The sequence below is a fragment of the Pseudomonas sp. SWRI99 genome, assembly GCF_014270125.1.
Classification (GTDB): Bacteria; Pseudomonadota; Gammaproteobacteria; order Pseudomonadales; family Pseudomonadaceae; genus Aquipseudomonas; species Aquipseudomonas hamedanensis.
In genome coordinates this window covers 97,927-123,057 of sequence record NZ_JABWQR010000016.1, presented here as the reverse complement: position 1 = coordinate 123,057, position 25,131 = coordinate 97,927, and the positions used below count along the sequence as shown (strand labels likewise).

The following is a 25,131-nucleotide window of genomic DNA, read 5'->3' as shown; positions in this document are numbered from 1 at the left end:
TCCCAAAGAGGTAGGTGGCCATGCTACTCCATCGCTTCAAGGCCGGGCCGTTCAAAAAGGCTTGTCGAAGGTGATTTTCGGCTCTTTCCATGGGCCTTTGACGGTGTACTTCACACTGGCAAAGCGCGCCACGCGGTCACCGATCAGCTTGTCGATCAGGAACAACGCACCGCCGACCGCCGGTGCGCCGACGATCAGCGCGGCGATCGGCAGGTTATTGGTCACCGGCAAGGTCACCAGCAATTTCGCATCCACCTTGTCACCCACCAGATCCAGCGTGCCGTCCAGCTCAAGATTGCTCGAAGGTCCGGTCAGGCGAATCGGTTCTCGCGTCACATAGACGCCGTTGTTCGCCACCAGCAGACCTTTGACCCGGTCATAGCTCAAGCCCTTGCCGAACAGGTCGGAGAAGTCCAGGCGCAGACGCCGGCCGATCGAGTTGAAGTTAAGCAGGCCGAACACCCGCAGCGCCTGAGCGCCGCCCTCCACTTCAACGAACTGGCCCTTGTTCAGCGAGGCATCCAGAGTGCCGGAGAAGCGCTTGGTCGCCAGCCACGCCGGCGAGCCCGGCCAGCGGCCATCGACGTCCATGTGGAATTCTTCACTGGTCACGCTCGGTGCGAAACCCCAGCCCTTGAGCACGTCAGCGAGGTTCTTGCCGCCAATGCGGCCCTTGTACCAACTGCTGGTCGATCCCGGCGCGCCTTCCCAGCCACCATTGCCTTGCAACAGGATGCCTTTGAGCCCCATGTCGAGGTTGTTCAGGGCGATGCCTTTGGCGGTCGGCCGCACTTTCAGTGACCAGCCACCGACCAGATCCGGGCCGAGGAACAGTTGGTTGAGGGTGATATCCAGTGCCGGAATTTTCGTCGGATCGACCGAGGCCAGCGGGTCAGGTGCGTTTTCGTCGGCCTGCACCGCCGGGTCGGGGGCGGGCAACTTGACGTATTGCAGATTCACCGCAATCGGCACGCCCTTGGCGTCCGGCAGGCTGGCCGTGCCTTTGGCTTGCTGGCTGTCGAGCGCCAGGTTCCAGGCTGCCGGCTTGCGATTGAGCAGCACCGAAGCCTGATCCAGCGTGGTGCCGAACGCGGTCAGCTTGCCAACCTTGAAGTCCGCACTGCTGAGTAGCTTGTTGGCGCTGCCACCGACATCCTGTCCGGCGTATTTATTCAGCACGTCCTGCCACGGTGCGACGTCCAGCTCCGACAGCACGCCACGTATGCGCAGGCCTCTGGATCCCGGCAGCAGCGCCTCGCCAGCACCGAGAAACAACTCGCCCCGACCGTCGGCAAAACTGGCCGGCGGCGCGGCGAAAGTGAAACTGGCGAGTTGATCGTAGCTGACCCAATAACGCCGCTCCTGGCCCTGCAAGGTCATGCGGAACACGGTGTCGCGCCCGACATCGGCGGCCATGCCGAACGGCGCCGGCAGATCCACTGCCACGCCCTTGAGGCTGGAATTAACCATCAACTGGCTGTCGGCGCCGTCGAGGGTCAATTGCAACTGATATGGAATCGTCCCCGACACCGGCAACGGCTGCGTCACGCCAAGCCAGTCGGTGAGTTTCTTGACTTCAACCTGCCCCGACGCTGCGACGCGGGTCCTGAGCTTGTTGGGGCTGCCGTCGGCAAAGATCTGCGCGCTCACCGGTTTGTCGAAAGCCCGCGCGGTGATGTTCTGCCCGCTCAAGCCTTTGGCGCTGTCGAAGCGAAAATCGCCCTTGAGCTGGGCCAGCTCCAGCGTCGGCTCGGCCAGCTTCAGTCGTGCGTTGGCGGTCTTGAAATCGACGAGAATTTTCGGCTGATCGCCCTTGGCCAGCGGAACGTCCAGTTTGAGCTTGCCACTCAGATCACCGGCGCCTTCCCAGCCGGCAAAGGTTTCGGCCGTACCGATCGGCGCTTCCTGAAGAATTTTCAAACCGTCGCCCAGACCACCGGCGAATGCGCCATCGAGCAGCAGGCGGGTGTTCTGCCCGGCGGGCACGTGGGGAATATTGACGAAGACATCGCTGACTTGCGTATCGAGCAACTGGCCCTTGCTAGCCCAGATGCGCACGCCGCTGTCTTCAATGAACACGTCACCGCTGACCTTGCTCACGTGCGGCCAGCCCGGCTGAAACGCCAGCTCGGCGTCATGCACCTTGAAAAACAGGCTGATGCTGCGGTCGGCCTCACCGGCATTCTTGCTCAGTGATCCCTGATACTGGAAGAAACCCTGATCCACCGCGCCCTTGAGAATCGCCGTGCGCAGCCATTGATCCAGCGCCGGGCTCAACACGGCGGGCAGGTATTTGGCCGTGTAGCGACCGTCTCCCTCGACCAGGCCGACGCGCAGGTCCATGTAGTCTTCCTGGCTATGGTCGAAGTGCAGGCGAATCAGGAAGTCGCCGGCAATCTTGCCCTCCTCGCCCAGCACTTTCAGGTAGGGCGCGATCAGGGTAAAACCGTCCTTGTCGAGCTTCCAGGTCAGCCGCGCATTGGCCTGCAGGTATTGCCACGGCTTGGCGAAAATCGGGTCGAGGTGCAGGACAAAATCCTTGCTGTCCAGGCGCAGCTCGCCGCCGTCGAGATTGCCGGCGAGGCTGCCGCTGACATTTCGCGCCGCTGGCGCACCGTGGTAGGCGTCGAAACCGACGTTATCCAGGTTGGCGGCAAAGCCGAATTTGTTGCCGTCGGTGGCGTTCGGGCGAAAATCCAGCAGGACATTGCGCAAGCCGCCGGTCACCTTCAAGCGCTCAACCGCCGTGGCGACACCCTGTGGCAACGGTCCCAGCGCATTGAGCAGCGGCGTGATCGGCGTCAGGTCGAGGCGGTCGGCCTGCAAATGCCAAAGCTCTTCAACCGTGTCGCTCGCCCGGGTCTGTTGTACCTGAACGCGGGACTCCCAGCGGGTTTCACCGAAGCTCATCGCCAGCGAGTCGAGGGTGATCGTCGCGCCTTTGGGGCTGTTCTGGTAATACGCATTCAGCGCCAGATTGTCGATCTGGATCGGTTTGCGCTCGGCGTAGGCACCGGTGACTTGCGGTGCATTCAGGCGTAGCGCAGCGCTTTGCAGGGCGCCTTCGGCCCAATTGACCCACAACTCACCGCCGGCCTTGATCCGGGAAAAATTCCACTGCTGTGTCAGACGCTCGGGCAACCACTTCGACCAATCGCTCTGCGGCAGGCTGGCGTATGCCTCGATGGCGCTGTTCTGCCATTGATCGGGACGAATTCGCGTGCGCAGGTTCAGCGCGACAGGCTGGCCGTCAGGCAGGGTCAAACGGGCATCGAGACGTTGGCGGCTGGCGCCGGTGTGCAGATTCAGCCCGACATAAGTCAGCGTCATTGGCGGGTGATCGAGCGGTTGCAAAGTGACCTGGCTGTCGAGCACCGACAATTGTCTGATCATCTGCGAACGCTGGAACAACTGGACCGGATCGAACGGCTGATCCTTCTGCACCGGCAGGCCTTCCAGTGCCCAGCTACCGTCTTCGGCTTCCTTGAGGCTGATCTTCAAACCGTTGAGTTCGATATGCGCGAGGCGTACTTCGCGGGCCAGCACACTGGCCCACAGGTCCGGCACCACCCGCACGCGGTCCAGCCGCAACGCGTTGGCGCCGTCGCCGACCATCACGTCATGGGCCAGCAAGATCGGCGCGAAACCGCTCCAGTTGCCTTCCAGCTCGCCAATCTGCAACGGCATACCGAGGGCGGCGCTGGCCTTGTCTTCAAGATCGGCGCGGTATTCGGCCACCAGTGGGGTCAGCTCGCGGCCCAGACTGACGTACAAGGCCATCAACACCAGAACCAACGCGCACAGGCCCAGGCCCCAACGGGTGAGTGCGGCCAAAATGCGTGTCAGACGCTCCATGTCAGTTGGCTCCCATGGCAAAAATACTGCGAAAAGCTGAGGCCAGCCGCGTTGAATGAAAGGTGACGCAGGGCTTCAGAGCAGCACCACGTCATATTGTTCCTGGGAATACATGGTTTCGACCTGGAAGCGTATGGTGCGACCGATGAAGCCTTCAAGCTCGGCGACGTTACCGGACTCTTCGTCGAGCAGGCGATCGACCACTTTCTGGTTGGCCAGCACCCGATAACCCTCGGCCTGATAGGCCCGCGCCTCGCGCAGAATCTCGCGGAAGATCTCGTAACAGATGGTTTCGGCGGTCTTCAATTTGCCCCTTCCCTGGCAACTGCTGCACGGTTCGCACAGCACTTGTTCGAGGCTTTCGCGGGTGCGCTTGCGCGTCATCTGCACCAAACCCAACTCGGTGATGCCGATGATGTTGGTCTTGGCGTGATCGCGCTCAAGCTGTTTTTCCAGGGTGCGCAACACTTGCCGCTGGTGTTCTTCATCTTCCATGTCGATGAAGTCGATGATGATGATCCCGCCCAGATTGCGCAGGCGCATCTGCCGGGCAATCGCCGTGGCTGCTTCGAGGTTGGTCTTGAAAATGGTTTCTTCGAGATTGCGATGGCCGACGAAGGCGCCCGTGTTCACATCGATCGTGGTCATGGCTTCCGCCGGGTCGATCACCAGATAGCCGCCGGATTTCAGCGGTACCTTGCGTTCCAGTGCGCGCTGGATTTCGTCTTCGACGCCATACAGGTCGAAGATCGGCCGTTCGCCCGGGTAGTGTTCCAGACGATCGGCGATTTCCGGCATCAGTTCGGCGACGAACTGCGTGGTTTTCTGGAAGGTTTCCCGGGAATCGATGCGGATTTTCTCGATTTTCGGATTGACCAGGTCGCGCAGGGTACGCAGGGCCAGGCCGAGGTCTTCGTAAATCACGCTCGGCGCGGCAATGGTCTTGATCTGTTCATTGATCTGATCCCACAGGCGGCGCAGGTAGCGGATGTCCATGAGAATTTCATCTGCGCCCGCGCCTTCAGCAGCCGTGCGCAGAATGAAGCCGCCGGCCTCCTTGATGCCTTCTTTGGCCACGCAATCGCTGACCACTTGCTTGAGGCGTTCGCGTTCGGCTTCGTCTTCGATCTTCAGCGAAATGCCGACGTGCGCGGTGCGCGGCATGTACACCAGATAACGCGAAGGAATCGACAGTTGCGTGGTCAGGCGTGCGCCCTTGGAGCCGATCGGGTCCTTGGTGACCTGCACCACCAGGCTCTGGCCCTCGTGCACCAGCGAGCTGATGCTTTCCACCGCCGGCCCTTCACGCAAGGAAATTTCAGCGGCGTGAATAAACGCGGCGCGGTCCAGGCCGATGTCGACGAACGCTGCCTGCATGCCTGGCAGTACCCGGACGATCTTGCCTTTATAAATGTTGCCGACGATTCCGCGTTTTTGCGTGCGCTCGACGTGGACTTCTTGCAGCACACCGTTTTCGACCACTGCCACGCGCGACTCCATCGGCGTGATGTTGATCAGAATCTCTTCACTCATGGCAGGATCTCGTTCAGGCATGTTCACGATAGTGGCCGCATCTGGATTCGTACGACGCTCAGGGCGTGTTCAGGTTTTGCCAACAGGGTATGCCGAAATGGCCCAGCACCTCAGAGGTTTCGCACACCGGCAGGCCGACCACGGCCGAATAGCTGCCATCGAGTCCGGCGACAAACACCGCGCCGAGGCCCTGAATGCCATAGCCGCCGGCCTTGTCGCACGGTTCGCCGCTGGCCCAGTAGGCGGCGGCCTCATCGCGGCTGATCGGGCGAAAGCGCACACGACTGCGCACCACCCGCGACTCGCAGCGCTCGCCTTCGAGTACGGCGATGGCAGTCAGCACCTCATGCTCGTTGCCGGACAACATCATCAGCATGGCGCATGCGTCGGCTTCGTCCACCGGTTTGCCAAGAATTTTGCCGTCGAGCACCACAGCGGTATCGGCCCCCAGTACACAAAACGGCTGGTCGGCGGCGACCGCGCGGCGTCCGGCCTCCGCCTTGCCACGCGCGAGGCGTTCGACATAGGCCGAGGGCGATTCGTCAGGAAGCGGGGTTTCGTCGATGTCCGCGCTGATGGCGGTGAATCGCACGCCGATCTGCGCGAGCAGTTCACGGCGACGTGGCGATCCGGAGGCGAGGTAAAGCAGTTTCATCAAACCATCTCCCTGTTCAGTGCCCTGCCTCACCGGTTCAATAGATTCTGTAGCGTCGGCACATTCCGCGTAGGGCGAAGCTGACCCACGGCCAGAGCAAGGCGCTGACCAGTGCCGGCAGGACCAGCGCCAGGGTTGGCTGGCGATTGCCGGTCAAGGCGCTCAGCCACAGTTGCGCCAGTTGCGCGAGGCCGAAGATCACCAGGATCACCAGACACTGCTGCCACATCGGAAACATGCGCAGACGCTGCTGCAGTGACAGGACGAGGAAGGTGATCAGAGTCAGGATCAGCGCGTTCTGCCCGAGCAGGTCGCCCTGCAGAACGTCTTCGGCCAGCCCCAGGCAGAATGCGGTGACCATGCCAACCGTGTGCGGCATATACAGCGCCCAGAAGGTCACGAGCAGGGCCAGCCACAGCGGGCGGAGGATTTCCATGAAGATTGGCAGCGGTGAAACGCTGAGCAGGATGCCGACGAAGAACGTCAGCCAGATCATCCAGCCGTTTCCGGATTTTTTCGCGCCGACCATTATTCTCGTCCCCCGGTAGTCGCTGGCGGTTTCGCCGGTGGTTTGCTGGCTGCCGGTGGTTTGGCAGCGGCGGGTGTGACTGCGGGCGCTGCGGCTTCGGCGGCAGGAGCTGGTGCTGTCGACGGCGTCGCGGGCATGATCAGCGGTTTCGGCACACTGGCCGGCAACATCGGACCGCCACCATGCGCGTCGAGCGCTTCCTGCGCCTGGGCGGCGTCATTGGCGCGCTCTTCGGCGGTGCGGCTGTCGCTGAACACCAGCAGAAGATAGCGGCTGCGGTTCAGGGCGGCGGTTGGCACGGCGCGGACAATGGCGAACGGTTGGCCGGAATCGTGGATGACTTCCTTGACGGTCGCCACCGGATAACCGGCCGGAAAGCGCTGGCCGAGGCCGGAGCTGACCAGCAGATCGCCTTCCTTGATGTCCGCCGTGTCAGCGACATGGCGCAATTCCAGACGCTCCGGGTTGCCGGTGCCGCTGGCAATCGCGCGCAGACCGTTGCGGTTGACCTGCACGGGAATGCTGTGGGTGGTGTCGGTCAACAGCAGGACACGTGAGGTGTATGGCATCAACTCAACCACCTGGCCCATCAGCCCGCGTGCATCGAGCACCGGCTGGCCGAGCACCACGCCGTCGCGCTCACCTTTGTTGATGATGATGCGATGGGTGAAAGGGTTGGGGTCCATGCCGATCAACTCGGCCACTTCGACCTTTTCGTTGACCAGTGCGGAGGAATTGAGCAACTCGCGCAGCCGAACGTTCTGCTCGGTCAGGGCCGCGAGCTTTTGCATGCGCCCCTGCAACAGCAGGTTCTCGGTCTTGAGTTTTTCGTTTTCGGCGACGAGCTCGGTGCGGCTGCCGAACTGACTGGCGACCCCTTCCCACAACCGGCCGGGCAGGTCAGTGATCCAGTAGGCATCCATGAGCACCAGCGACGCTTGCTTGCGCGCGGGCTTGAGCAGGTCGAAACGCGCATCGACGACCATCAGCGCGACCGACAGCACGGCCAGCACCAACAGGCGCACGCCCAACGAAGGGCCCTTGGCGAAAAGCGGTTTAATAAGCCGCTCCTCCCAGGCAAATGTTCTGTTTATTCATACGGCATCAAACCGGCCTGGATGAAGACTGACAGAAGATAAACGCCAACAGGCAGCACTGCAAAGTGCTGCCTGTGCGTTCACCCACGTATTGCAACCAACGCATCAAATGGTGTGAAAGCGTAGCGAGCGACGGCAAGACAAGGCAAAAACAGGCGAGGAAGCGGAGTTTACGGGTTGTAAATGAGCATTCCGAGCCTGTTTTTAACGCAGTATTGCGCGCGTAAAGCCGAAGGCTCCCAGCCCTGAGTAGCTTTCACGCCGTTTGATTATTCGCTGGAGAGCAAATCCATGGTGTGCTTATCCATCATTTCCAGCGCACGGCCACCGCCGCGAGCCACACAGGTCAGCGGATCTTCGGCAACGATCACCGGCAGACCGGTTTCCTGAGCCAGCAACTTGTCCAGGTCACGCAGCAGCGCGCCACCACCGGTCAGCACCAGGCCACGCTCGGCGATGTCGGAAGCCAGTTCCGGCGGCGACTGCTCCAGCGCGCTCTTCACCGCCTGAACGATGGTGGCCAGCGACTCTTGCAGAGCTTCCAGCACTTCGTTGGAATTCAGGGTGAATGCACGTGGAACGCCTTCGGCCAGGTTGCGACCGCGAACATCGACTTCGCGCACTTCGCCGCCCGGGTAGGCCGTACCGATTTCCTGCTTGATGCGCTCAGCGGTGGATTCACCGATCAGGCTGCCGTAGTTGCGACGCACGTAAGTGATGATCGCTTCGTCGAAACGGTCGCCGCCCACACGTACGGATTCGGCATAGACCACACCGTTGAGGGAGATCAGGGCGATTTCGGTGGTACCACCACCGATGTCCACGACCATCGAACCGCGGGCTTCTTCAACCGGCAGACCGGCACCGATCGCAGCGGCCATTGGCTCTTCGATCAGGAACACTTCACGGGCACCGGCGCCAAGGGCCGATTCACGGATGGCACGACGCTCAACCTGGGTGGACTTGCAGGGAACGCAGATCAGCACACGAGGGCTGGGCTGCAGAAAGCTGTTTTCATGAACCTTGTTGATAAAGTACTGCAGCATCTTTTCGCAGACGCTGAAGTCGGCGATCACGCCGTCCTTCATCGGACGAATGGCAGCAATGTTGCCCGGCGTACGGCCGAGCATGCGCTTGGCCTCGGTGCCGACAGCGACGACACTTTTCTGGTTACCGTGTGTCCGAATGGCCACAACCGATGGCTCATTCAGGACGATACCGCGCTCGCGCACGTAAATAAGGGTGTTGGCAGTGCCCAGGTCAATGGAAAGATCGCTGGAAAACATGCCACGCAGTTTCTTGAACATGGGAAAGGGACCCTAGGCAACGCGTGGGTAAAAAAGTGCGGCAAACTCTAACAACGACAGGGATTTTGGGCAAGGCGCCAATATGTTAAATTGGCCGCTTTTCTGTGCACCAAGCCCCACAATCGCGGCCTTATGACCGTAGAAGTGCGGTAGTGTTCCGACAATCTAACACACGGACGCCGTCCGTTCTGTTTTCCACTGGAGAATCCCGATGGCGCTAGAACGCTCCGACGTGGAAAAAATCGCGCATCTGGCCTGCCTTGGCCTCAACGATGCCGATCTTCCACACATTACTTCCGCCCTCAACAGCATTCTCGGGCTGGTCGACGAGATGCAGGCCGTCAATACCGACGGTATCGAGCCTTTGGCCCACCCTCTGGAAGCCAGTCAGCGCCTGCGTGCCGACGTCGTGACCGAGACGAATAATCGCGAGGCCTACCAGTCCATCGCACCAGCGGTCGAAAACGGCCTGTACCTGGTTCCGAAAGTCATCGACTAAAGGGAAAGAGCCTGCAATGCATCAAATGACTCTGGCCGAGATCGCCCGCGGTCTCGCCGATAAAAAGTTTTCCTCCGAAGAGCTGACCAAAGTCCTGCTGGCGCGTATTACCCAGCTCGATCCGCAGCTCAACAGTTTCATCAGCCTCACCGAAGAGCTGGCCATCGAGCAGGCGAAAGCCGCCGATGCGCGCCGGGCCAACGGTGAGAGCGGCGCCCTGCTCGGCGCGCCGATCGCCCACAAAGACCTGTTCTGCACCCAGGGCATTCGCACCAGCTGCGGCTCGAAGATGCTCGACAACTTCAAGGCACCGTACGACGCCACCGTGGTGGCGAAACTCGCCGCCGCCGGCGCCGTGACCTTGGGCAAGACCAACATGGACGAATTCGCCATGGGTTCGGCCAACGAGTCGAGCTGGTACGGCGCGGTGAAAAACCCGTGGAATCTGCAACACGTGCCGGGCGGTTCGTCCGGAGGTTCGGCGGCGGCTGTGGCCGCGCGTCTGTTGCCTGCCGCGACCGCCACCGACACCGGCGGCTCGATCCGCCAGCCAGCCGCCTTCACCAACCTCACCGGCCTGAAGCCGACCTACGGTCGCGTTTCGCGCTGGGGCATGATTGCCTATGCGTCCAGCCTCGATCAGGGCGGCCCGTTGGCGCGCACTGCCGAAGACTGCGCGATCCTGCTGCAAGGCATGGCCGGTTTCGACCAGAACGATTCGACAAGCATCGATGAGCCGGTGCCGGATTACTCCGCCAGTCTCGGCGATTCGCTGCAGGGCCTGCGCATCGGCGTGCCGAAGGAATACTTCAGCGCCGGTCTTGACCCGCGCATCGCCGAGTTGATCCAGAACAGCATCCAGCAGTTGCAGAAGCTCGGTGCGGTGATCAAGGAAATCAGCCTGCCGAACATGCAGCACGCGATTCCGGCGTACTACGTGATCGCCCCGGCAGAAGCATCGTCCAACCTGTCGCGTTTCGACGGCGTGCGTTTTGGCCATCGCTGCGAGAACCCGGCAAACCTGATCGACCTGTACAAGCGCTCCCGAGGCGAAGGCTTCGGTGCCGAAGTGCAGCGCCGGATCATGGTCGGTGCCTACGCACTGTCCGCCGGTTACTACGACGCCTACTACCTGAAAGCGCAGAAGATCCGTCGTCTGGTGAAAAACGACTTCATGGCGGCCTTCAATGAGGTCGACATCATCCTCGGCCCGACCACGCCGAACCCGGCCTGGAAGCTCGGTGCGAAGAACAGCGACCCGGTCGCTGCCTATCTGGAAGACGTCTACACCATCACCGCCAACCTCGCCGGCCTGCCGGGCCTGTCGATGCCGGCCGGGTTTGTCGACGGTCTGCCGGTGGGCGTGCAATTGCTCGCGCCGTACTTCCAGGAAGGTCGCCTGCTCAATGTGGCGCACCAGTACCAGCTCAATACCGACTGGCACACTCGCACCCCAACCGGCTTCTGAGGAGACACATATGCAATGGGAAGTCGTGATCGGGCTGGAGATTCACACTCAGCTCACCACCCGGTCGAAAATCTTTTCCGGTAGTTCCACCACGTTCGGTTCCGAGCCGAACACCCAGGCCAGCCTGATCGACCTGGGCATGCCGGGCGTGCTGCCGGTGCTCAACCAGGAAGCCGTGCGGATGGCGGTGATGTTCGGTCTGGCGATTGACGCCGAGATCGGCCAGCACAACGTGTTCGCCCGGAAAAACTATTTCTATCCGGACCTGCCGAAGGGCTACCAGATCAGCCAGATGGAATTGCCGATCGTCGGCAAGGGCCACCTGGACATCGCGCTGGATGACGGCACGGTCAAACGCGTCGGCATCACCCGCGCGCACCTGGAAGAAGACGCCGGCAAGAGCCTGCACGAAGAATTCAACGGCGCCACTGGCATCGACCTGAACCGTGCCGGCACGCCGCTGCTGGAGATCGTTTCCGAACCGGACATGCGCAGCGCCAAGGAAGCCGTGGCGTACGTCAAGGCAATCCACGCGCTGGTGCGCTACCTGGGCATCTGCGACGGCAACATGGCCGAAGGCTCGCTGCGTTGCGACTGCAACGTGTCGATCCGTCCGAAGGGCCAGGCCGAGTTCGGTACGCGCTGCGAGATCAAGAACGTCAACTCGTTCCGCTTCATCGAGAAGGCGATCAACTCCGAAATTCAGCGGCAGATCGAGCTGATCGAAGACGGCGGCAAAGTCATTCAGCAAACCCGCCTGTACGATCCGAACAAGGACGAGACCCGTCCGATGCGCTCGAAAGAGGAAGCCAACGACTACCGTTACTTCCCCGATCCGGACTTGCTGCCGGTGGTCATTGAAGAGTCGTTCCTCGGCGAGGTGCGTGCAACTCTGCCGGAATTGCCACCGCAAAAGCGCGAGCGTTTCCAGAGCCAGTTCGGTCTGTCGGCCTACGACGCCAACGTGCTGGCCACCAGCCGTGAGCAGGCGGATTACTTCGAGAAAGTCGCCGCCATTGGTGGCGACGCGAAACTGGCGGCGAACTGGGTGATGGTCGAGTTGGGCAGCCTGCTCAACAAGCAAGGCCTGGACATCGAGGAATCGCCAGTGTCCGCCGAGCAACTGGGTGGCATGCTGCAGCGCATCAAGGACAACACCATCTCCGGCAAGATCGCCAAGGTAGTGTTCGAAGCGATGGCCAACGGCGAAGGCAGCGCTGACGAGATCATCGAAAAACGTGGCCTCAAGCAGGTCACCGACACGGGTGCGATCTCCGCCGTGCTCGACGAAATGCTCGCGGCCAACGCCGAGCAGGTCGAACAGTACCGCGCGGCTGACGAAGCCAAACGCGGCAAGATGTTCGGCTTCTTTGTCGGCCAGGCCATGAAAGCCTCCAAAGGCAAGGCCAACCCGCAGCAGGTGAACGAACTGCTGAAAAGCAAGCTCGAAGGCTGACCACAAAATGGAGCCAGCAGTAGTCATTACTGGCTCCGATCCCTGTGGCGAGGGAGCTTGCTCCCGCTGCTCTGCGCAGCAGACCCAAATCGGACAACGCATTTTTTCAGTAAGAGTGTGTTTGCTGGTTTGCGACCTCTTCGCGGCCGGGCGGGAGCAAGCTCCCTCGCCACAATTTGTTTCGGGAAACCTTGAATGAAGCGCCTGTTTCTGAGCAGCGCCCTGCTCGCCTTGCTGGCCGGTTGCGCCAGCACCGACACCATCGACCCGCACGGTTACGACCAGACCGGCGTCGCCTCCTATTACGGAGCCAGGCACCACGGGAAACGCACCGCCAGCGGCGAAGCGTTCAACCAGCATTCCCTGACCGCCGCCCACCGCCAACTGCCGTTCGGCACACGGGTGAAGGTCACCAACCTGAAAAACGATGAGTCCGTCGTGGTCCGCATCAACGATCGCGGCCCGCACACGCGCGGGCGCATCATCGACCTGTCCCGCGAAGCCGCCGACCAGATCGGCATGCTGCGCAGCGGCACCGCGCGGGTTCGCGTGCAGGCCCTCGACTGATGGAGCGCCGACCATTTTCGGATTAGCCGATTTACCGCTGATCAACGTCATCGAATTGCTCAGCGGCCTGTGTCTGTTGATCATTGGCGCCGAGTTGATGGTGCGCGCGGCCGTGCGTCTGGCCGAACGTCTGCATGTGCGCCCGCTGATCATCGGCCTGACCATCGTTGCCCTCGGCAGCAGTGCGCCGCAAATGGCGGTCAGCCTGCAAGCGGCGATGGCGAATAACCCTGACATTGCGGTCGGCAGTGTGGTTGGCAGCAGCATCTTCAATATCCTCGTGACCCTCGGCCTTTCCGCACTGGTCATTCCGCTGCGCGTGTCCCGGCAATTGGTACGCCTCGATATTCCGCTGATGATCAGCGCCAGCCTGCTGGTGTTCGTCCTGGCGTGGAACAAAGACATCGGACGCTTCGACGGCCTTCTGTTACTTGGTGCCTTGGCGCTGTACCTCGGTTTGCTGTTTCGCCAGTCGCGGCACTCGGCCCGCCCCCACACCGAACGACCGCAGAATGCGCAGCAATCCTGGTTGATCAGCGCGCTGATGATCCTTGGCGGCCTCGCCATGCTGGTGTTTGCCGGACATTTGTTGCTCGGCGCTGCCGTAGCCGTGGCAACCGACCTGGGGCTTTCGGAACGGGTGATCGGCCTGACGGTGGTGGCGGTCGGCACGTCCCTGCCGGAACTGGCCACTTCGCTGATTGCGGCATTGCGCGGGCAACGTGATATCGCCGTGGGCAACGTGATCGGCGCCAACCTGTTCAACTTGCTGGGTGTGCTCGGCCTCACCGCATTGATCGCGCCCATGCCGCTGTCGGTGTCACCCAATGCGCTGGATTTCGATCTGCCGGTGATGCTCGGCGTGGCCGCACTGTGCCTGCCGGTGTTCTATTCCGGCTACCGCGTGACCCGCGCCGAAGGCTTGTTGCTGCTCGGTCTGTATCTGGTCTACGGGCTGCACGTGGTGTCGTTCACCACTGGCATGCCGCTGGCCGGCAAGCTTGAGCGGCTGATGCTGTTTTATGTCTTGCCGCCGCTGTTGATGTTTCTGCTGTTCACGTCGATACGCGCCTGGCGCCGCCAGCACCACAAGAGGGATATGCCATGACCGAAGCGAAGCAGTCCGGGGTTGAAATCCGCCGCCAGGTAATGGGCGATGCGTTTGTTGACCGAGCCTTGGGCAACGCCACCGAGTTCACCCAGCCGTTGCAGGATTTCGTCAATGAACATGCCTGGGGCGGGGTGTGGAACCGCGACGGCCTGCCGCTGAAGACCCGCAGCCTGATCACCCTCGCGGCGCTGACCGCGTTGAAGTGTCCCCAGGAATTGAAGGGCCACGTGCGCGGCGCGCTGAACAATGGCTGCACGGTGGAAGAAATTCGCGAGGCGCTGCTGCATTGCGCGGTGTATGCCGGAGTGCCGGCGGCGATCGATGCGTTTCGCGCGGCGCAGGAAGTGATCGACAGCTACCAGAAACCGGAGTGACCTTGCGGGCCTCATCGCGGGCAAGCCCGCTCCCACAGGTTTTTCGGGTGTTAAGCAGATTTCATCAACATTGATGATCCCTGTGGGAGCGGGCTTGCCCGCGATGAGGCCGGAAAAATCACCGGAAATCTTTCGGTCAGATCCACCCACCCCACTGCAACACAAAGATCCCGACATTGGTGGTAATCGCCGCCATCAATGTGGTCATCACGATAATCGCCGCTGCCAGCTCATGATTGCCCTGCGCCGCCCGGGCCATGACGAAGCTCGCCGCTGCCGTCGGGCTGCCAAAGTAGAGAAACAGAATCCCCAGCTCCGCTCCGCGAAAGCCCCACAACCATGCGCCGAGCGTCGCCAGCAACGGCAGACCGACCATTTTCACCAGACTCGAACTGAGCGCCATCTTGCCGCTCTTGCGCAACGCCGCCAGCGACAGCGTGCCGCCGATGCAGATCAGCGCCAGCGGCAAGGTGGTCTGCGCCAGGTACTGGCCGGAAGTTTCCAGCCAACCCGGCAAGCCGATCTTGAAATAAGCAAACGGTGCCGCCGCAATCACGCTGATGATCAGCGGGTTGCTGAATACGCTTTTACAGATGCTCCACGGATCGGACTTGATCACCGGGCTGTACACCGCCAGCACAATGGTCGACAGCGTGTTGTAAAACAGGATCACCAGCGCCGCGAGAATCGCCCCGAGGGAGATCCCGTAATCGCCGTACATGCTCGCGGCCAGCGCCAGACCAATCACGCCGTTGTTGCCACGAAACGCCCCCTGGGTATAAATGCCGCGATCTTCACGCGGACACTTGAAAATCGCCCAGCCCCAAGCCACGGCAAAGCTCACCAGCGTGGCGAGGGAAAAGTAGATCAGCAGGGACGGTTGCAGCGCGGCGTGCAGATCGGCATGCAGGATGCCCAGAAACAACAGCGCCGGCATGGTGACGTTGAACACCAGCGAGGAGGCCGTGTGAATGAAGTTGTCGTTGATCCAGTCGATGCGCTTGAGCAGCACACCGAGAAACAGCATGGCAAATACCGGCGCGGTGATGTTCAGGGTTTCGAGGAAGATTGCCAGCATGCCGGGGAGCCTTGGGGTGAGCGTCATTAGTAGGCTAATGATAAGCCACTTTCACCCTGATCGTTCCCACCCGAGTGCGGGATGAACACCTGTGGCGAGGGAGCTTGCTCCCGCTGGGTCGCGAAGCGGCCCCAAAAGACGGGACTGCTACGCAGTCCAGCGGGAGCAAGCTCCCTCGCCACAGTCTCAGGTAATCGGCGCCGGGTTGAACAAGGTGATGTCGTTATGCAGCTTGTGCTTCTCCGCCCAGGTCTGTTGCTTGCCACTGGCAACGTCCAGGTAATAGTGAAACAACTCCCAGCCCAGTTCCTCGATAGTCGCGCGCCCGGTGGCGATGCGCCCGGCGTCGATATCGATCAGGTCCGGCCAGCGCTGCGCCAGTTCAGTCCGCGTCGAAACCTTCACCACCGGCGCCATGGCCAGCCCATAAGGCGTGCCACGCCCGGTGGTGAACACGTGCAGGTTCATCCCCGCCGCCAGTTGCAGGGTGCCGCAGACAAAATCACTCGCCGGTGTCGCACAGAAAATCAGCCCCTTCTGCTTGAAACGCTCGCCCGGGCCGAGCACGCCGTTGATCGCGCTGCTGCCGGATTTGACGATCGAGCCTAGCGACTTCTCGACAATGTTCGACAAGCCGCCCTTTTTGTTGCCCGGCGTGGTGTTGGCGCTGCGGTCGGCCTCGCCCTTGGCCAGGTAACGGTCGTACCAGTCCATTTCGCGCACCAGTTCCTCGGCGACGGTTTGCGTCTGTGCCCGTGAGGTCAGCAGATAAATCGCATCGCGCACTTCGGTGACTTCGGAAAACATCACCGTCGCCCCCGCGCGCAGGAGCAAGTCCGAGGCATAACCCAGCGCAGGGTTGGCGGTGATGCCAGAGAACGCATCACTGCCGCCGCACTGCATGCCCAGAATCAGCTCTGACGCCGGCACGGTTTCGCGGCGGCGCTGGTCGAGCTTTTTCAGGCGCACTTCGGCCAGCTCCATGATCTGCTCGATCATTTCGGTGAAGCCGTGACTGGAATCCTGCAAGCGGTACAGCCACGGATCGCTGAGATCCACCGACGCGTCGTCCTCGTGCATCACCTGCCCGGCCTGTAATTTCTCGCAGCCCAGACTGATTACCAGCGCTTCGCCGCCCAGGTTCGGGTTGCGCGCCAAATTGCGCACGGTGCGAATCGGGATGTAGGCGTCGGTGGCGGTGATCGCCACGCCACAGCCATAACTGTGGGTCAGCGCGACCACGTCGTCGACGTGCGGATACTTCGGCAGCAGCTCTTCCTTGATGCGCTTGACCGCGTGATCGAGCACGCCGGTGACGCACTGCACGGTCGTGGTGATACCGAGAATGTTGCGCGTGCCAACCGTGCCGTCGGCGTTGCGATAACCCTGGAACGTAAAACCTTCCAGCGGAGCCTGCGCCTGCGGCACATCGGTGCACAGCGGCAAGCTGTCCAGCGGCGGCGCGGTCGGCATGCGCAGTTGATCTTCCTTGACCCAACTGCCGCGAGGGATCGGCTGCAACGCGTAGCCAATGATCTGCCCGTAGCGAATCACCGGGCCACCTTCGGCAATATCCTCGAGATTGACCTTGTGGCTCTGCGGGACAAAATCCAGCGTCACCAGGCCATCGGCAAACTCGGTACCGGCCGGTACGCCCTGATCGTTGACCACCACCACAACGTTGTCCCGCTCGTGCAGGCGGATGTAGCGCGGCGAGTCGGAATGTTCAATCAACTGCATGACGCCGCTCCTCAGGAATGCGCTTGAGACAAATTGCCGGTGACTTCATCACCGCCCTTGGCTGGCGGCTCTTTGAGCACCACACGTTTGATCGGGCCGACGATGACCAGATAGCTGAACACCGCGACCAGTGCGTTGGCACCGACAAACACCAGCGCCCATTTGAACGAACCGGTGGAGCTGATGATGTAGCCAATCACGATCGGCGTGGTGATCGAAGCGATGTTGCCGAAGGTATTGAACAGCCCGCCGCTCAGACCAGCGATCTGTTTCGGCGAAGTGTCGGAGACCACCGCCCAGCCCAGTGCGCCAACGCCTTTGCCGAAGAAGGCCAGGGCCATGAAGCCGACGACCATCCATTCCACGTCAACATAGTTGCACGCGACGATGCTGCTCGAAACCAGCAGACCGGCGATGATCGGCGCCTTGCGAGCGAAGGTCAGCGAGTGGCCCTTGCGCAGCAGATAGTCAGAAATCACCCCGCCGAGCACGCCGCCGATAAAGCCGCAGATCGCCGGCAACGAAGCGATGAAACCGGCCTTGAGAATAGTCATGCCGCGCTCTTGCACCAGATACACCGGAAACCAGGTCAGGAAGAAATAGGTGATGCCGTTGATGCAGTACTGGCCCAGATACACGCCGAGCATCATGCGATTGGTCAGCAACTGGCGGATGTAATCCCACTTCGGGCCGTCGGACTTTTTGCCCTTCTGATCCATGTCGACCATGCCGCCGTTGTCAGCAATGTGCTTGAACTCGGCGTCGTTGATGCGTGGATGTTCGCGCGGGCTGTAGATGACTTTCAGCCAGACCAGCGAGAAGATGATGCCGAGGATACCCATGACGATGAACACGTGCTCCCAGCCGAAGCTGTAGACGATCCAGCCCATCAGCGGCGCGAACAACACGGTGGCAAAGTATTGCGCCGAGTTGAAGATCGCCGAAGCGGTACCGCGTTCAGCGGTCGGGAACCACGCGGCGACAATGCGCGCATTGCCGGGGAACGATGGCGCCTCGGCCAGGCCCACGAGGAAGCGCAGCATGAACAGCGCAACCACCGCTGTGGACATGCCGAATTCACCGACAAAGCCTTGCAGCACGGTGAACAGCGACCAGGTGAAAATGCTCAGGGCGTAGACTTTTTTCGAGCCGAAACGATCGAGCAGCCAGCCACCGGGAATTTGCCCGGCGACGTAGGCCCAACCGAATGCGGAAAAGATGTAGCCGAGGGTGACGGCGTCAATGCCCAGATCTTTTTGCAGGCTGGAGCCGGCAATGGCGATCGTGGCACGGTCGGCGTAGTTGATCGTGGTCACCAGAAACAGCATGAGCAAAATCAAATAGCGGACGTGAGTCGGCTTGGAGGATTGCATGCAGATGTACTCCCACTGATTATTTTTATGCGGGTAAAACATTCTTTGGTCTTTGTGGGAGCTGGCTTGCCAGCGATGGCATCAGCGCGGCGTGCCTGAAGCACCGCGTTGCCTGAATCGCTGGCAAGCCAGCTCCCACAGGTATTGCATGTATCAGGAACCGATGTAGGCAGTCTTCACGACCGTGTAGAACTCTTGCGCATAGCGGCCCTGCTCGCGGGAGCCATAGGATGAGCCTTTACGGCCACCAAACGGTACGTGGTAATCCACACCGGCGGTCGGCAGGTTGACCATCACCATCCCGGCCTGGGAGTGGCGCTTGAAGTGGTTGGCGTACTTCAGCGAGGTGGTCGCGATACCGGCCGACAGGCCGAATTCGGTGTCGTTGGCCATCGCCAGCGCGGCTTCGTAATCGGCCACGCGAACAACGTTGGCCACCGGGCCGAAAATCTCTTCGCGGCTGATGCGCATCGACGCTTCACTGTCAGCGAACAGAGTGGGCGCGAGGAAGTAGCCCTCGGTATCGCACGTCACCACACCACCACCGCTGACCAGACGCGCGCCTTCGGACTGGCCGATGTCGATGTACTTCATGTCCTGCTCAAGCTGCGCCTGGGACACCACCGGACCGATGTCGGTGCCGGCTTTCAGCGCGTGGCCGACCTTGATCGACTTCATGCGCTCGGCCATGGCCTCGACGAACTTGTCGTGGATACCGGCGGTGACGATCAGTCGGCTCGACGCCGTGCAACGCTGGCCGGTGGAGTAGAACGCGCTCTGCACCGACAGCTCGACCGCTTGCTTGAGGTCGGCGTCGTCGAGAATGATCTGCGGGTTCTTGCCGCCCATTTCCAGCTGCACTTTGGCCTGGCGCGAAACGCAGTTGACCGCGATCTGCCGGCCAACACCGACGGAACCGGTGAAGCTGATGCCGTCGACTTTCGGGCTCTGCACCAGGGCATCACCAACCACACGACCGCTGCCCATCACCAGGTTGAACACACCGGCCGGGAAGCCTGCACGGGAGATGATTTCAGCCAGCGCCCAGGCGCAGCCCGGCACCAGATCGGCAGGCTTGAGCACGACGCAGTTGCCGTAGGCCAGGGCCGGGGCGATCTTCCACGCCGGGATGGCGATCGGGAAGTTCCACGGGGTGATCAGACCGACCACGCCCAGCGCTTCGCGGGTGACTTCGACGTTGACGCCCGGACGCACCGACGGCACGTAGTCACCGGACAGACGCAGGCATTCACCGGCGAAGAACTTGAAAATATTGCCGGCGCGGGTCACTTCGCCAATCGCTTCCGGCAGGGTCTTGCCTTCTTCTCGGGCCAACAGCGTGCCGAGCTCTTCGCGACGGGCGAGGATTTCCGTGCCAACTTTGTCCAGCGAATCGTGACGGGCCTGAATACCCGAGGTCGACCAGGCCGGAAACGCCGCGCGGGCGGCGTCGATGGCGGCGTTGACCTGAGTCAGGTCAGCCTTGGCGTAGTCGCCGATGTTGTCGCTCAGTTCGGACGGGTTGATGTTGGCCGAATAATCGGCACCAGCGACCCATTCGCCATTAATGAAGTTGTCGTAGCGTTTTGCAGTTGTCACAGGGCAGCCCTCAACTCTAAAGCCTTTACGCAAAAAGCCGCTGATTGCTCAGCGGCTTCGTTCTTCTCGTTTATTGCGCGCCTTGCTTGTCGATCAGCGCGGCGAGCATTTCGTACTCTTCGCCGGTCAGGTCGGTCAGCGGCGCACGCACTGGACCTGCGTCATAGCCGGCGATTTTTGCACCGGCCTTGACGATGCTCACGGCGTAACCGGCCTTGCGGTTGCGGATGTCCAGGTACGGCAGGAAGAAGTCGTCGATGATCTTGCCGACGGTGGCGTGATCCTCACGAGCGATCGCGTGGTAGAAGTCCATCGCGGTTTTCGGAATGAAGTTGAACACCGCCGAGGAGTAGACCGGCACGCCCAGCGCCTTGTAGGCAGCGGCGTAGACTTCGGCGGTCGGCAGACCACCCAGGTAGCTGAAGCGATCACCGAGGCGGCGACGGATCGACACCATCAACTCGATATCGCCCAGGCCGTCCTTGTAGCCGATCAGGTTCGGGCAGCGCTCGGCCAGACGTTCCAGCAGCGGCGCGGTGAGGCGGCAAACGTTACGGTTGTAGACGACCACGCCGATCTTCACCGATTTGCACACGGCTTCAACGTGAGCGGCAACACCGTCCTGGCTCGCTTCGGTCAGGTAGTGCGGCAGCAACAGCAGGCCCTTGGCGCCCAGACGCTCGGCTTCCTGAGCGTATTCGATGGCCTGACGGGTCGAACCGCCAACGCCGGCGAGGATTGGCACGCTGGTGGCGCAGGTGTCGACGGCGGTCTTGATGATTTCCGAGTATTCACTGGCGGCCAGGGAGAAGAACTCACCGGTGCCACCGGCGGCGAACAATGCTGAAGCGCCATACGGAGCCAGCCATTCCAGGCGTTTGATGTAGCCCGCGCGGTTGAAATCGCCCTGCGCGTTGAAATCGGTCACCGGGAAAGACAGCAGGCCGGCAGAGAGGATGGACTTCAGTTCTTGTGGATTCATTATTCGAACACCCTGGTAGCAACGTTTTATTGTGAGTGGACCGTTCAGCCTTCGCCGAAGTTGTAGGTCATCGTACAACTTAAAAAATAACCGTCAACTGCATTTCATCGTTGGTGGCGATTTTTTGTCTGACAAGATCGCCTTTTGTAGTTTCGGAAATCGTCGCAGGGCCCGTGCTTGACGCTTTCGCTGGCAGAAATATCTGGTCTGGATTCGTTTAATCATCGCCGGCCGAGCTGCTCGTAAAGTACGGCGACTGCCACGAAGGATCGTGGCGGACCTTTCAAAGGAAGCCGATATGTCGATGCATTTAGCCGCCCCCACCCTCGCCCACGTCGCCCCTGCGCAGGACGATTGCGTGACGCTCCAGCTCTCGCAATTGCCAGACATCCTCACCGTGCAGGTGCCGGACTCCAGCGATTTCGCAGCGAACTGGAGCGTCTACGCGATCTTGGGTGACGATCCGGAAGAGCCGGAATGGCAAGGTGAAGAAGTGGATACCGGCGCCTGGGACGACGCTGAAGATGAGATGGAGAAACTGATAGACATCGAGGTGCAACTGCCGAAAGAGGCGCTGCAACCGTATGTGAACCGCGAGGTGGAGTTGCGTTACAAGTTTCGTGATGAGTCGAGTATGGAGCCGTATTCGCAGGCGTTGAGGTTGCGGGTTGAGATGTAAGGATTTCCGCGCTTGAGGTCTGGCCGTTGGTCGGGACTGGTATTTCTTACAGGTGCCAGGTTTTCGCAGCCCAGACTTAATTAGCATGAGCTACCAACGGCTCGTTTCGACAATTAAAAGGATTTTGAACATGACAGATAAACGTTTCGCTATCCAAATGCTGCCTGCACCTGTGCTTAAGGAAGCAATCGATGACGTCCTCTACGTACATAACTTGATTGACCCAGCTCATGGGGTAGTGCCTGCCCTCCAAGAAGCGGCCGCGGGGGACAAAATCACACTGAAAGTGTATGACTCAGACGGTGCTGAGGAGTGGTCAGGCTCCGTCGAACTGACCTCAATCTCCGCTGGAAAACCCGTTGAGCTTGCAATCCCGAAAACGCCATTTGAAAAAATGCTGAACGCTGGCAAGAACGCGCGCTTGCAGTACTCTAACGACAGAGCAGGCAACGTCCGGCAATCATTACCATTGGAAATCACGCTTAAAGACTGACCCAACCTCACCCCTGCGCCTGCGCCTCTTCATGGGCCTGGCGCAGTCTTTCGCGGCTATTGGTCAAGTGCAACCGCATCGCCGCCCGCGCTGCATCGGAATCCTGACGGGCAATTGCGTCGTAGATTTCTTCGTGCTCACGGCTCAGGCGCCCCATGTAGTGCTGCTGGTCATCGTGAGCCAGTCGCGCCGAGTTAAGCCGTGTACGCGGAATGATGCTGGTGCCCAGGTGGGTCATGATATCGGTGAAATAGCGGTTGCCGGTGGACAGGGCGATTTCCAGGTGGAAAGCGAAGTCCGACGACACCGCATCGCTGGCATGCGAGGCGCTTTCGTTCAGCGCGTCGAGGGCGGCGCGCATGGTTGCCAGTTGCTCAGGCGTGCGGCGTTGCGCGGCGAGGCCGGCGGATTCCACTTCGAGGCTGATGCGCAATTCGAGAATCGCCAGCACATCACGCAGGGTGACAACGGTGGCCGGATCGATGCGGAAACCGCTCGGGCTGGGCGTGTCGAGTACAAAGGTGCCGATGCCGTGGCGGGTTTCCACTTGTCCCGCAGCCTGCAGACGGGATATCGCTTCACGCACCACGGTGCGGCTGACGCCATGGGCTTCCATGATTGCCGACTCGGTCGGCAACTTGTCGCCGCGCTTGAGCAGACCGTCGCGGATCTGCTCACTCAGCACCGTCACCAATTCCTGGGCGAGGCTGCGGCGCTTGCGGGGGAGGCGCGGGGTGTCCATCAGCTTTTCCATGGTCTGCATCTTGTCTCGAAAGTTCGGCTTGGGGCCATCATAGCTCAAGCGGGTTGTACGATCACTGCTCAGATCACATCGCCCTTTGTAGGAGTGAGCCTGCTCGCGATGGCGTTCTGTCAGTCACATCAATGTTGAATATGCCGACGCTATCGCGAGCAGGCTCGCTCCTACAGGGGGTTGTGTGGGTGTCAGGCAGTCACGGGTTGCTCCACCAAACGCCCGCTGTCGATCCTCACATGCCGCGGATGGAATCGTTTCAAACTGCTTCGATGGCCGACGCTGACAATGCTCAACCCGGGAATCTGATCGATCAACGCCTGATACAACGTCGCCTCGTCTTCCTCATCCATCGCCGAAGTCGCTTCATCCATGTACAGCCATTGCGGCGCAAACAGCAGTGCACGAGCGAAGGCCAGCCGTTGTTGTTCACCGGGCGAGAGCATGCGTTGCCAGTGATTGGCTTCGTCCAGCCGCGCAACCAGATGCGGCAAGCGGCAGGTCTCGAGTACCTGTGCATAACGCTCCGGCGCGTAGATGTCGCCGGACTGTGGATAACTCAATGCTTCACGCAGGGTGCCAATCGGCAGATAGGGTTTCTGGGGCAAAAACAGATAGCGCGCAGCCGGCAAACGGATGTTGCCGTGACCCGCCGGCCACAAATGGCCCATCGCCCGCAGCAATGTCGATTTCCCGCTGCCGGACCGACCGCTAAGCATCACCCGCTCGCCCGGCTCCACGGTCATGTCTGCATCGGTCAGCAGATGACGCCCATCGGCCAGGTCCAGCCCGAGATTGTGCACCTGCAATTCGCTGCCCTGATTCTGCACGTCGATGGCCGGGGTGCGCTGCTCGTTGTCAGTCATGGCCTGACGGAAACTCAACAGACGGTCGCAGGTGGCGCGCCAGGAGGCGAGGCTCTGGTACGCACTGATGAACCAGCTGAAACTCTCCTGAACGTTGCCGAATGCCGAGCTGATCTGCATCAGTTCACCGAGTTCGATCTTGCCGGCAAGGTAACGCGGCGAGGCAACGATAAACGGGAAAATGATCGCCGCCTGACTGTAACCGGCAGTAAAAAAGGTCAAGCGCTTGGACACCTTCATGATGTCCCAGAAATTGTGCCAGACGTTGCCGAAACGGGCGCTCAACCGTCGGTTTTCGTTCGGCTCGCCGTTGTACAACGCGATGCTTTCGGCATTTTCGCGAATCCGCACCATGGAGAAACGCAGGTCGGCTTCGAAACGTTGTTGTTGGTTGTTCAGGCCGATCAAGCGGCGACCGATCAAATGCGTCAGCCAGCTACCCACCACCGCATACACCAACACACACCAGAACATGTAACCGGGAATGGTGATGCCATAGACTTCGATGCTGCCCGAAACGCCCCAGAGAATGATCGAGAACGATACCAGGCTGACGACATTGCGCAGCAGCCCGATACCCAGCTCAAGGGTGTTGGACGTGAAGTTGTTTAAATCTTCGGAAATCCGCTGGTCCGGGTTATCGGTATAACCGCCCTGCTCCAGTTGGTAGTAATTCTTGTCGGCGAGCCAACGAGAGAAGTGCTTTTCGGTGAGCCAGGCGCGCCAGCGAATCGTCAGCATCTGGGTCAGATAAAGCCTGTACACGGCACCGATAATCGCCACGGCCGCGATGCCGCAGAAATACAGAATCAATTGCCAGAACGCCGCTTCGTCCTTCTTTTGCAGAGCGTTGTAAAAATCCTTGTACCAGGTGTTGAACCACACCGAGATCCCCACGCTGAGCAGCGAGAGCGCGATCACTGCAATCAGCAGCGTCCAGGCCATGCCCTTCTCTTCACTGCGCCAGTACGGCGTGATGATCGCCCACACCTTGCGAAAAAACTGCCCGCGCACAGCATCGTTGACCGCGGAATATTCAGCGTTCTGATTCATGAATAAGGCTCGATAAAGAAAACAACAGACACGCACCGATCATAGAGGATCGGTGCGTGTCAT

Annotated in this window: 21 protein-coding genes; 8 read left to right on the top strand and 13 right to left on the bottom strand. The window is 60.7% G+C overall.

The window, feature by feature from the left end; genetic code table 11:
* Positions 1-51: 51 nt before the first annotated feature.
* The 6 genes from HU743_RS15060 to mreB all read right to left on the bottom strand — a co-directional run bounded on the left by HU743_RS15060 (position 52) and on the right by mreB (position 8,976).
* The gene (locus HU743_RS15060) at positions 52-3,855 is read right to left on the bottom strand and encodes a YhdP family protein (protein ID WP_186649472.1); all 3,804 of its coding nucleotides are present in this window, start codon (positions 3,853-3,855) and stop codon (positions 52-54) included.
* 75 nt (positions 3,856-3,930) lie between these two features.
* Positions 3,931-5,388, bottom strand: a complete 1,458-nt coding sequence (rng, locus tag HU743_RS15055) for a ribonuclease G (protein WP_016771696.1) — start codon at positions 5,386-5,388, stop codon at positions 3,931-3,933.
* Between the two features lie 58 nt (positions 5,389-5,446).
* Entirely contained in the window at positions 5,447-6,043 is a 597-nt protein-coding gene (locus tag HU743_RS15050) for a Maf family protein (RefSeq protein WP_186649470.1), read from the bottom strand.
* Positions 6,044-6,080: 37 nt separating this feature from the next.
* A complete protein-coding gene (gene mreD, locus HU743_RS15045; RefSeq protein ID WP_024011608.1) occupies positions 6,081-6,572 on the bottom strand; it encodes a rod shape-determining protein MreD in 492 nt (163 codons plus the stop codon).
* Positions 6,572-7,633, bottom strand: coding sequence for a rod shape-determining protein MreC (gene mreC, locus HU743_RS15040; protein ID WP_186631020.1), 1,062 nt, complete (start codon positions 7,631-7,633; stop codon positions 6,572-6,574). Before mreC ends, mreD begins: the two co-directional genes overlap by 1 nt.
* 305 nt (positions 7,634-7,938) lie before the next feature.
* Positions 7,939-8,976, bottom strand: coding sequence for a rod shape-determining protein MreB (gene mreB, locus HU743_RS15035; RefSeq protein ID WP_002555108.1), 1,038 nt, complete (start codon positions 8,974-8,976; stop codon positions 7,939-7,941).
* Positions 8,977-9,187: 211 nt separating this feature from the next.
* Here mreB and gatC point away from each other — a divergent pair, with 211 nt between their 5' ends.
* The 6 genes from gatC to HU743_RS15005 all read left to right on the top strand — a co-directional run bounded on the left by gatC (position 9,188) and on the right by HU743_RS15005 (position 14,451).
* Positions 9,188-9,475: an Asp-tRNA(Asn)/Glu-tRNA(Gln) amidotransferase subunit GatC gene (gene gatC / locus HU743_RS15030; protein ID WP_007976465.1), complete on the top strand. Its 288-nt coding sequence runs from the start codon at positions 9,188-9,190 to the stop codon at positions 9,473-9,475.
* 16 nt (positions 9,476-9,491) lie between these two features.
* The gene (gene gatA, locus HU743_RS15025; protein WP_186649468.1) at positions 9,492-10,943 is read left to right on the top strand and encodes an Asp-tRNA(Asn)/Glu-tRNA(Gln) amidotransferase subunit GatA; all 1,452 of its coding nucleotides are present in this window, start codon (positions 9,492-9,494) and stop codon (positions 10,941-10,943) included.
* A 10-nt stretch (positions 10,944-10,953) separates the two neighbouring features.
* Positions 10,954-12,399 carry an Asp-tRNA(Asn)/Glu-tRNA(Gln) amidotransferase subunit GatB gene (gene gatB / locus HU743_RS15020; protein ID WP_186649466.1) on the top strand — a complete coding sequence of 482 codons (1,446 nt, stop codon included), beginning with the start codon at positions 10,954-10,956 and terminating at the stop codon, positions 12,397-12,399.
* 195 nt (positions 12,400-12,594) lie between these two features.
* Positions 12,595-12,966, top strand: a complete 372-nt coding sequence (locus HU743_RS15015; RefSeq protein WP_186547278.1) for a septal ring lytic transglycosylase RlpA family protein — start codon at positions 12,595-12,597, stop codon at positions 12,964-12,966.
* A gap of 40 nt (positions 12,967-13,006) precedes the next feature.
* Positions 13,007-14,074, top strand: coding sequence for a calcium/sodium antiporter (locus HU743_RS15010; protein WP_186649494.1), 1,068 nt, complete (start codon positions 13,007-13,009; stop codon positions 14,072-14,074).
* Positions 14,071-14,451, top strand: coding sequence for a carboxymuconolactone decarboxylase family protein (locus HU743_RS15005; RefSeq protein WP_186547279.1), 381 nt, complete (start codon positions 14,071-14,073; stop codon positions 14,449-14,451). Before HU743_RS15010 ends, HU743_RS15005 begins: the two co-directional genes overlap by 4 nt.
* A 136-nt stretch (positions 14,452-14,587) precedes the next feature.
* On the opposite strand, the gene HU743_RS15000 is transcribed toward HU743_RS15005, so the two are convergent.
* The 5 genes from HU743_RS15000 to kdgD all read right to left on the bottom strand — a co-directional run bounded on the left by HU743_RS15000 (position 14,588) and on the right by kdgD (position 21,223).
* Entirely contained in the window at positions 14,588-15,529 is a 942-nt protein-coding gene (locus HU743_RS15000; RefSeq protein WP_186547280.1) for an AEC family transporter, read from the bottom strand.
* Positions 15,530-15,715: 186 nt separating this feature from the next.
* Positions 15,716-17,269 (bottom strand): galactarate dehydratase, encoded by a 1,554-nt coding sequence (garD, locus tag HU743_RS14995; protein ID WP_186649464.1) that lies wholly within the window; start codon positions 17,267-17,269, stop codon positions 15,716-15,718.
* An 11-nt stretch (positions 17,270-17,280) separates the two neighbouring features.
* Positions 17,281-18,642 carry an MFS transporter gene (locus tag HU743_RS14990; RefSeq protein WP_186649462.1) on the bottom strand — a complete coding sequence of 454 codons (1,362 nt, stop codon included), beginning with the start codon at positions 18,640-18,642 and terminating at the stop codon, positions 17,281-17,283.
* A gap of 153 nt (positions 18,643-18,795) precedes the next feature.
* Positions 18,796-20,241 (bottom strand): aldehyde dehydrogenase family protein, encoded by a 1,446-nt coding sequence (locus HU743_RS14985; protein ID WP_186649460.1) that lies wholly within the window; start codon positions 20,239-20,241, stop codon positions 18,796-18,798.
* 70 nt (positions 20,242-20,311) lie between these two features.
* The gene (gene kdgD, locus HU743_RS14980; RefSeq protein WP_039759443.1) at positions 20,312-21,223 is read right to left on the bottom strand and encodes a 5-dehydro-4-deoxyglucarate dehydratase; all 912 of its coding nucleotides are present in this window, start codon (positions 21,221-21,223) and stop codon (positions 20,312-20,314) included.
* Positions 21,224-21,521: 298 nt separating this feature from the next.
* Between kdgD and HU743_RS14975 the strand changes: the two genes are divergently transcribed.
* Positions 21,522-21,902 (top strand): hypothetical protein, encoded by a 381-nt coding sequence (locus tag HU743_RS14975; RefSeq protein ID WP_186649458.1) that lies wholly within the window; start codon positions 21,522-21,524, stop codon positions 21,900-21,902.
* Between the two features lie 130 nt (positions 21,903-22,032).
* Entirely contained in the window at positions 22,033-22,395 is a 363-nt protein-coding gene (locus HU743_RS14970; protein WP_186649455.1) for a hypothetical protein, read from the top strand.
* Between the two features lie 7 nt (positions 22,396-22,402).
* Here HU743_RS14970 and HU743_RS14965 read toward each other — a convergent pair whose 3' ends face one another.
* Positions 22,403-23,149 carry a FadR/GntR family transcriptional regulator gene (locus tag HU743_RS14965; protein ID WP_186547286.1) on the bottom strand — a complete coding sequence of 249 codons (747 nt, stop codon included), beginning with the start codon at positions 23,147-23,149 and terminating at the stop codon, positions 22,403-22,405.
* Between the two features lie 191 nt (positions 23,150-23,340).
* Positions 23,341-25,068, bottom strand: coding sequence for an ABC transporter ATP-binding protein/permease (locus HU743_RS14960; protein ID WP_186649452.1), 1,728 nt, complete (start codon positions 25,066-25,068; stop codon positions 23,341-23,343).
* Positions 25,069-25,131 lie beyond the last annotated feature (63 nt).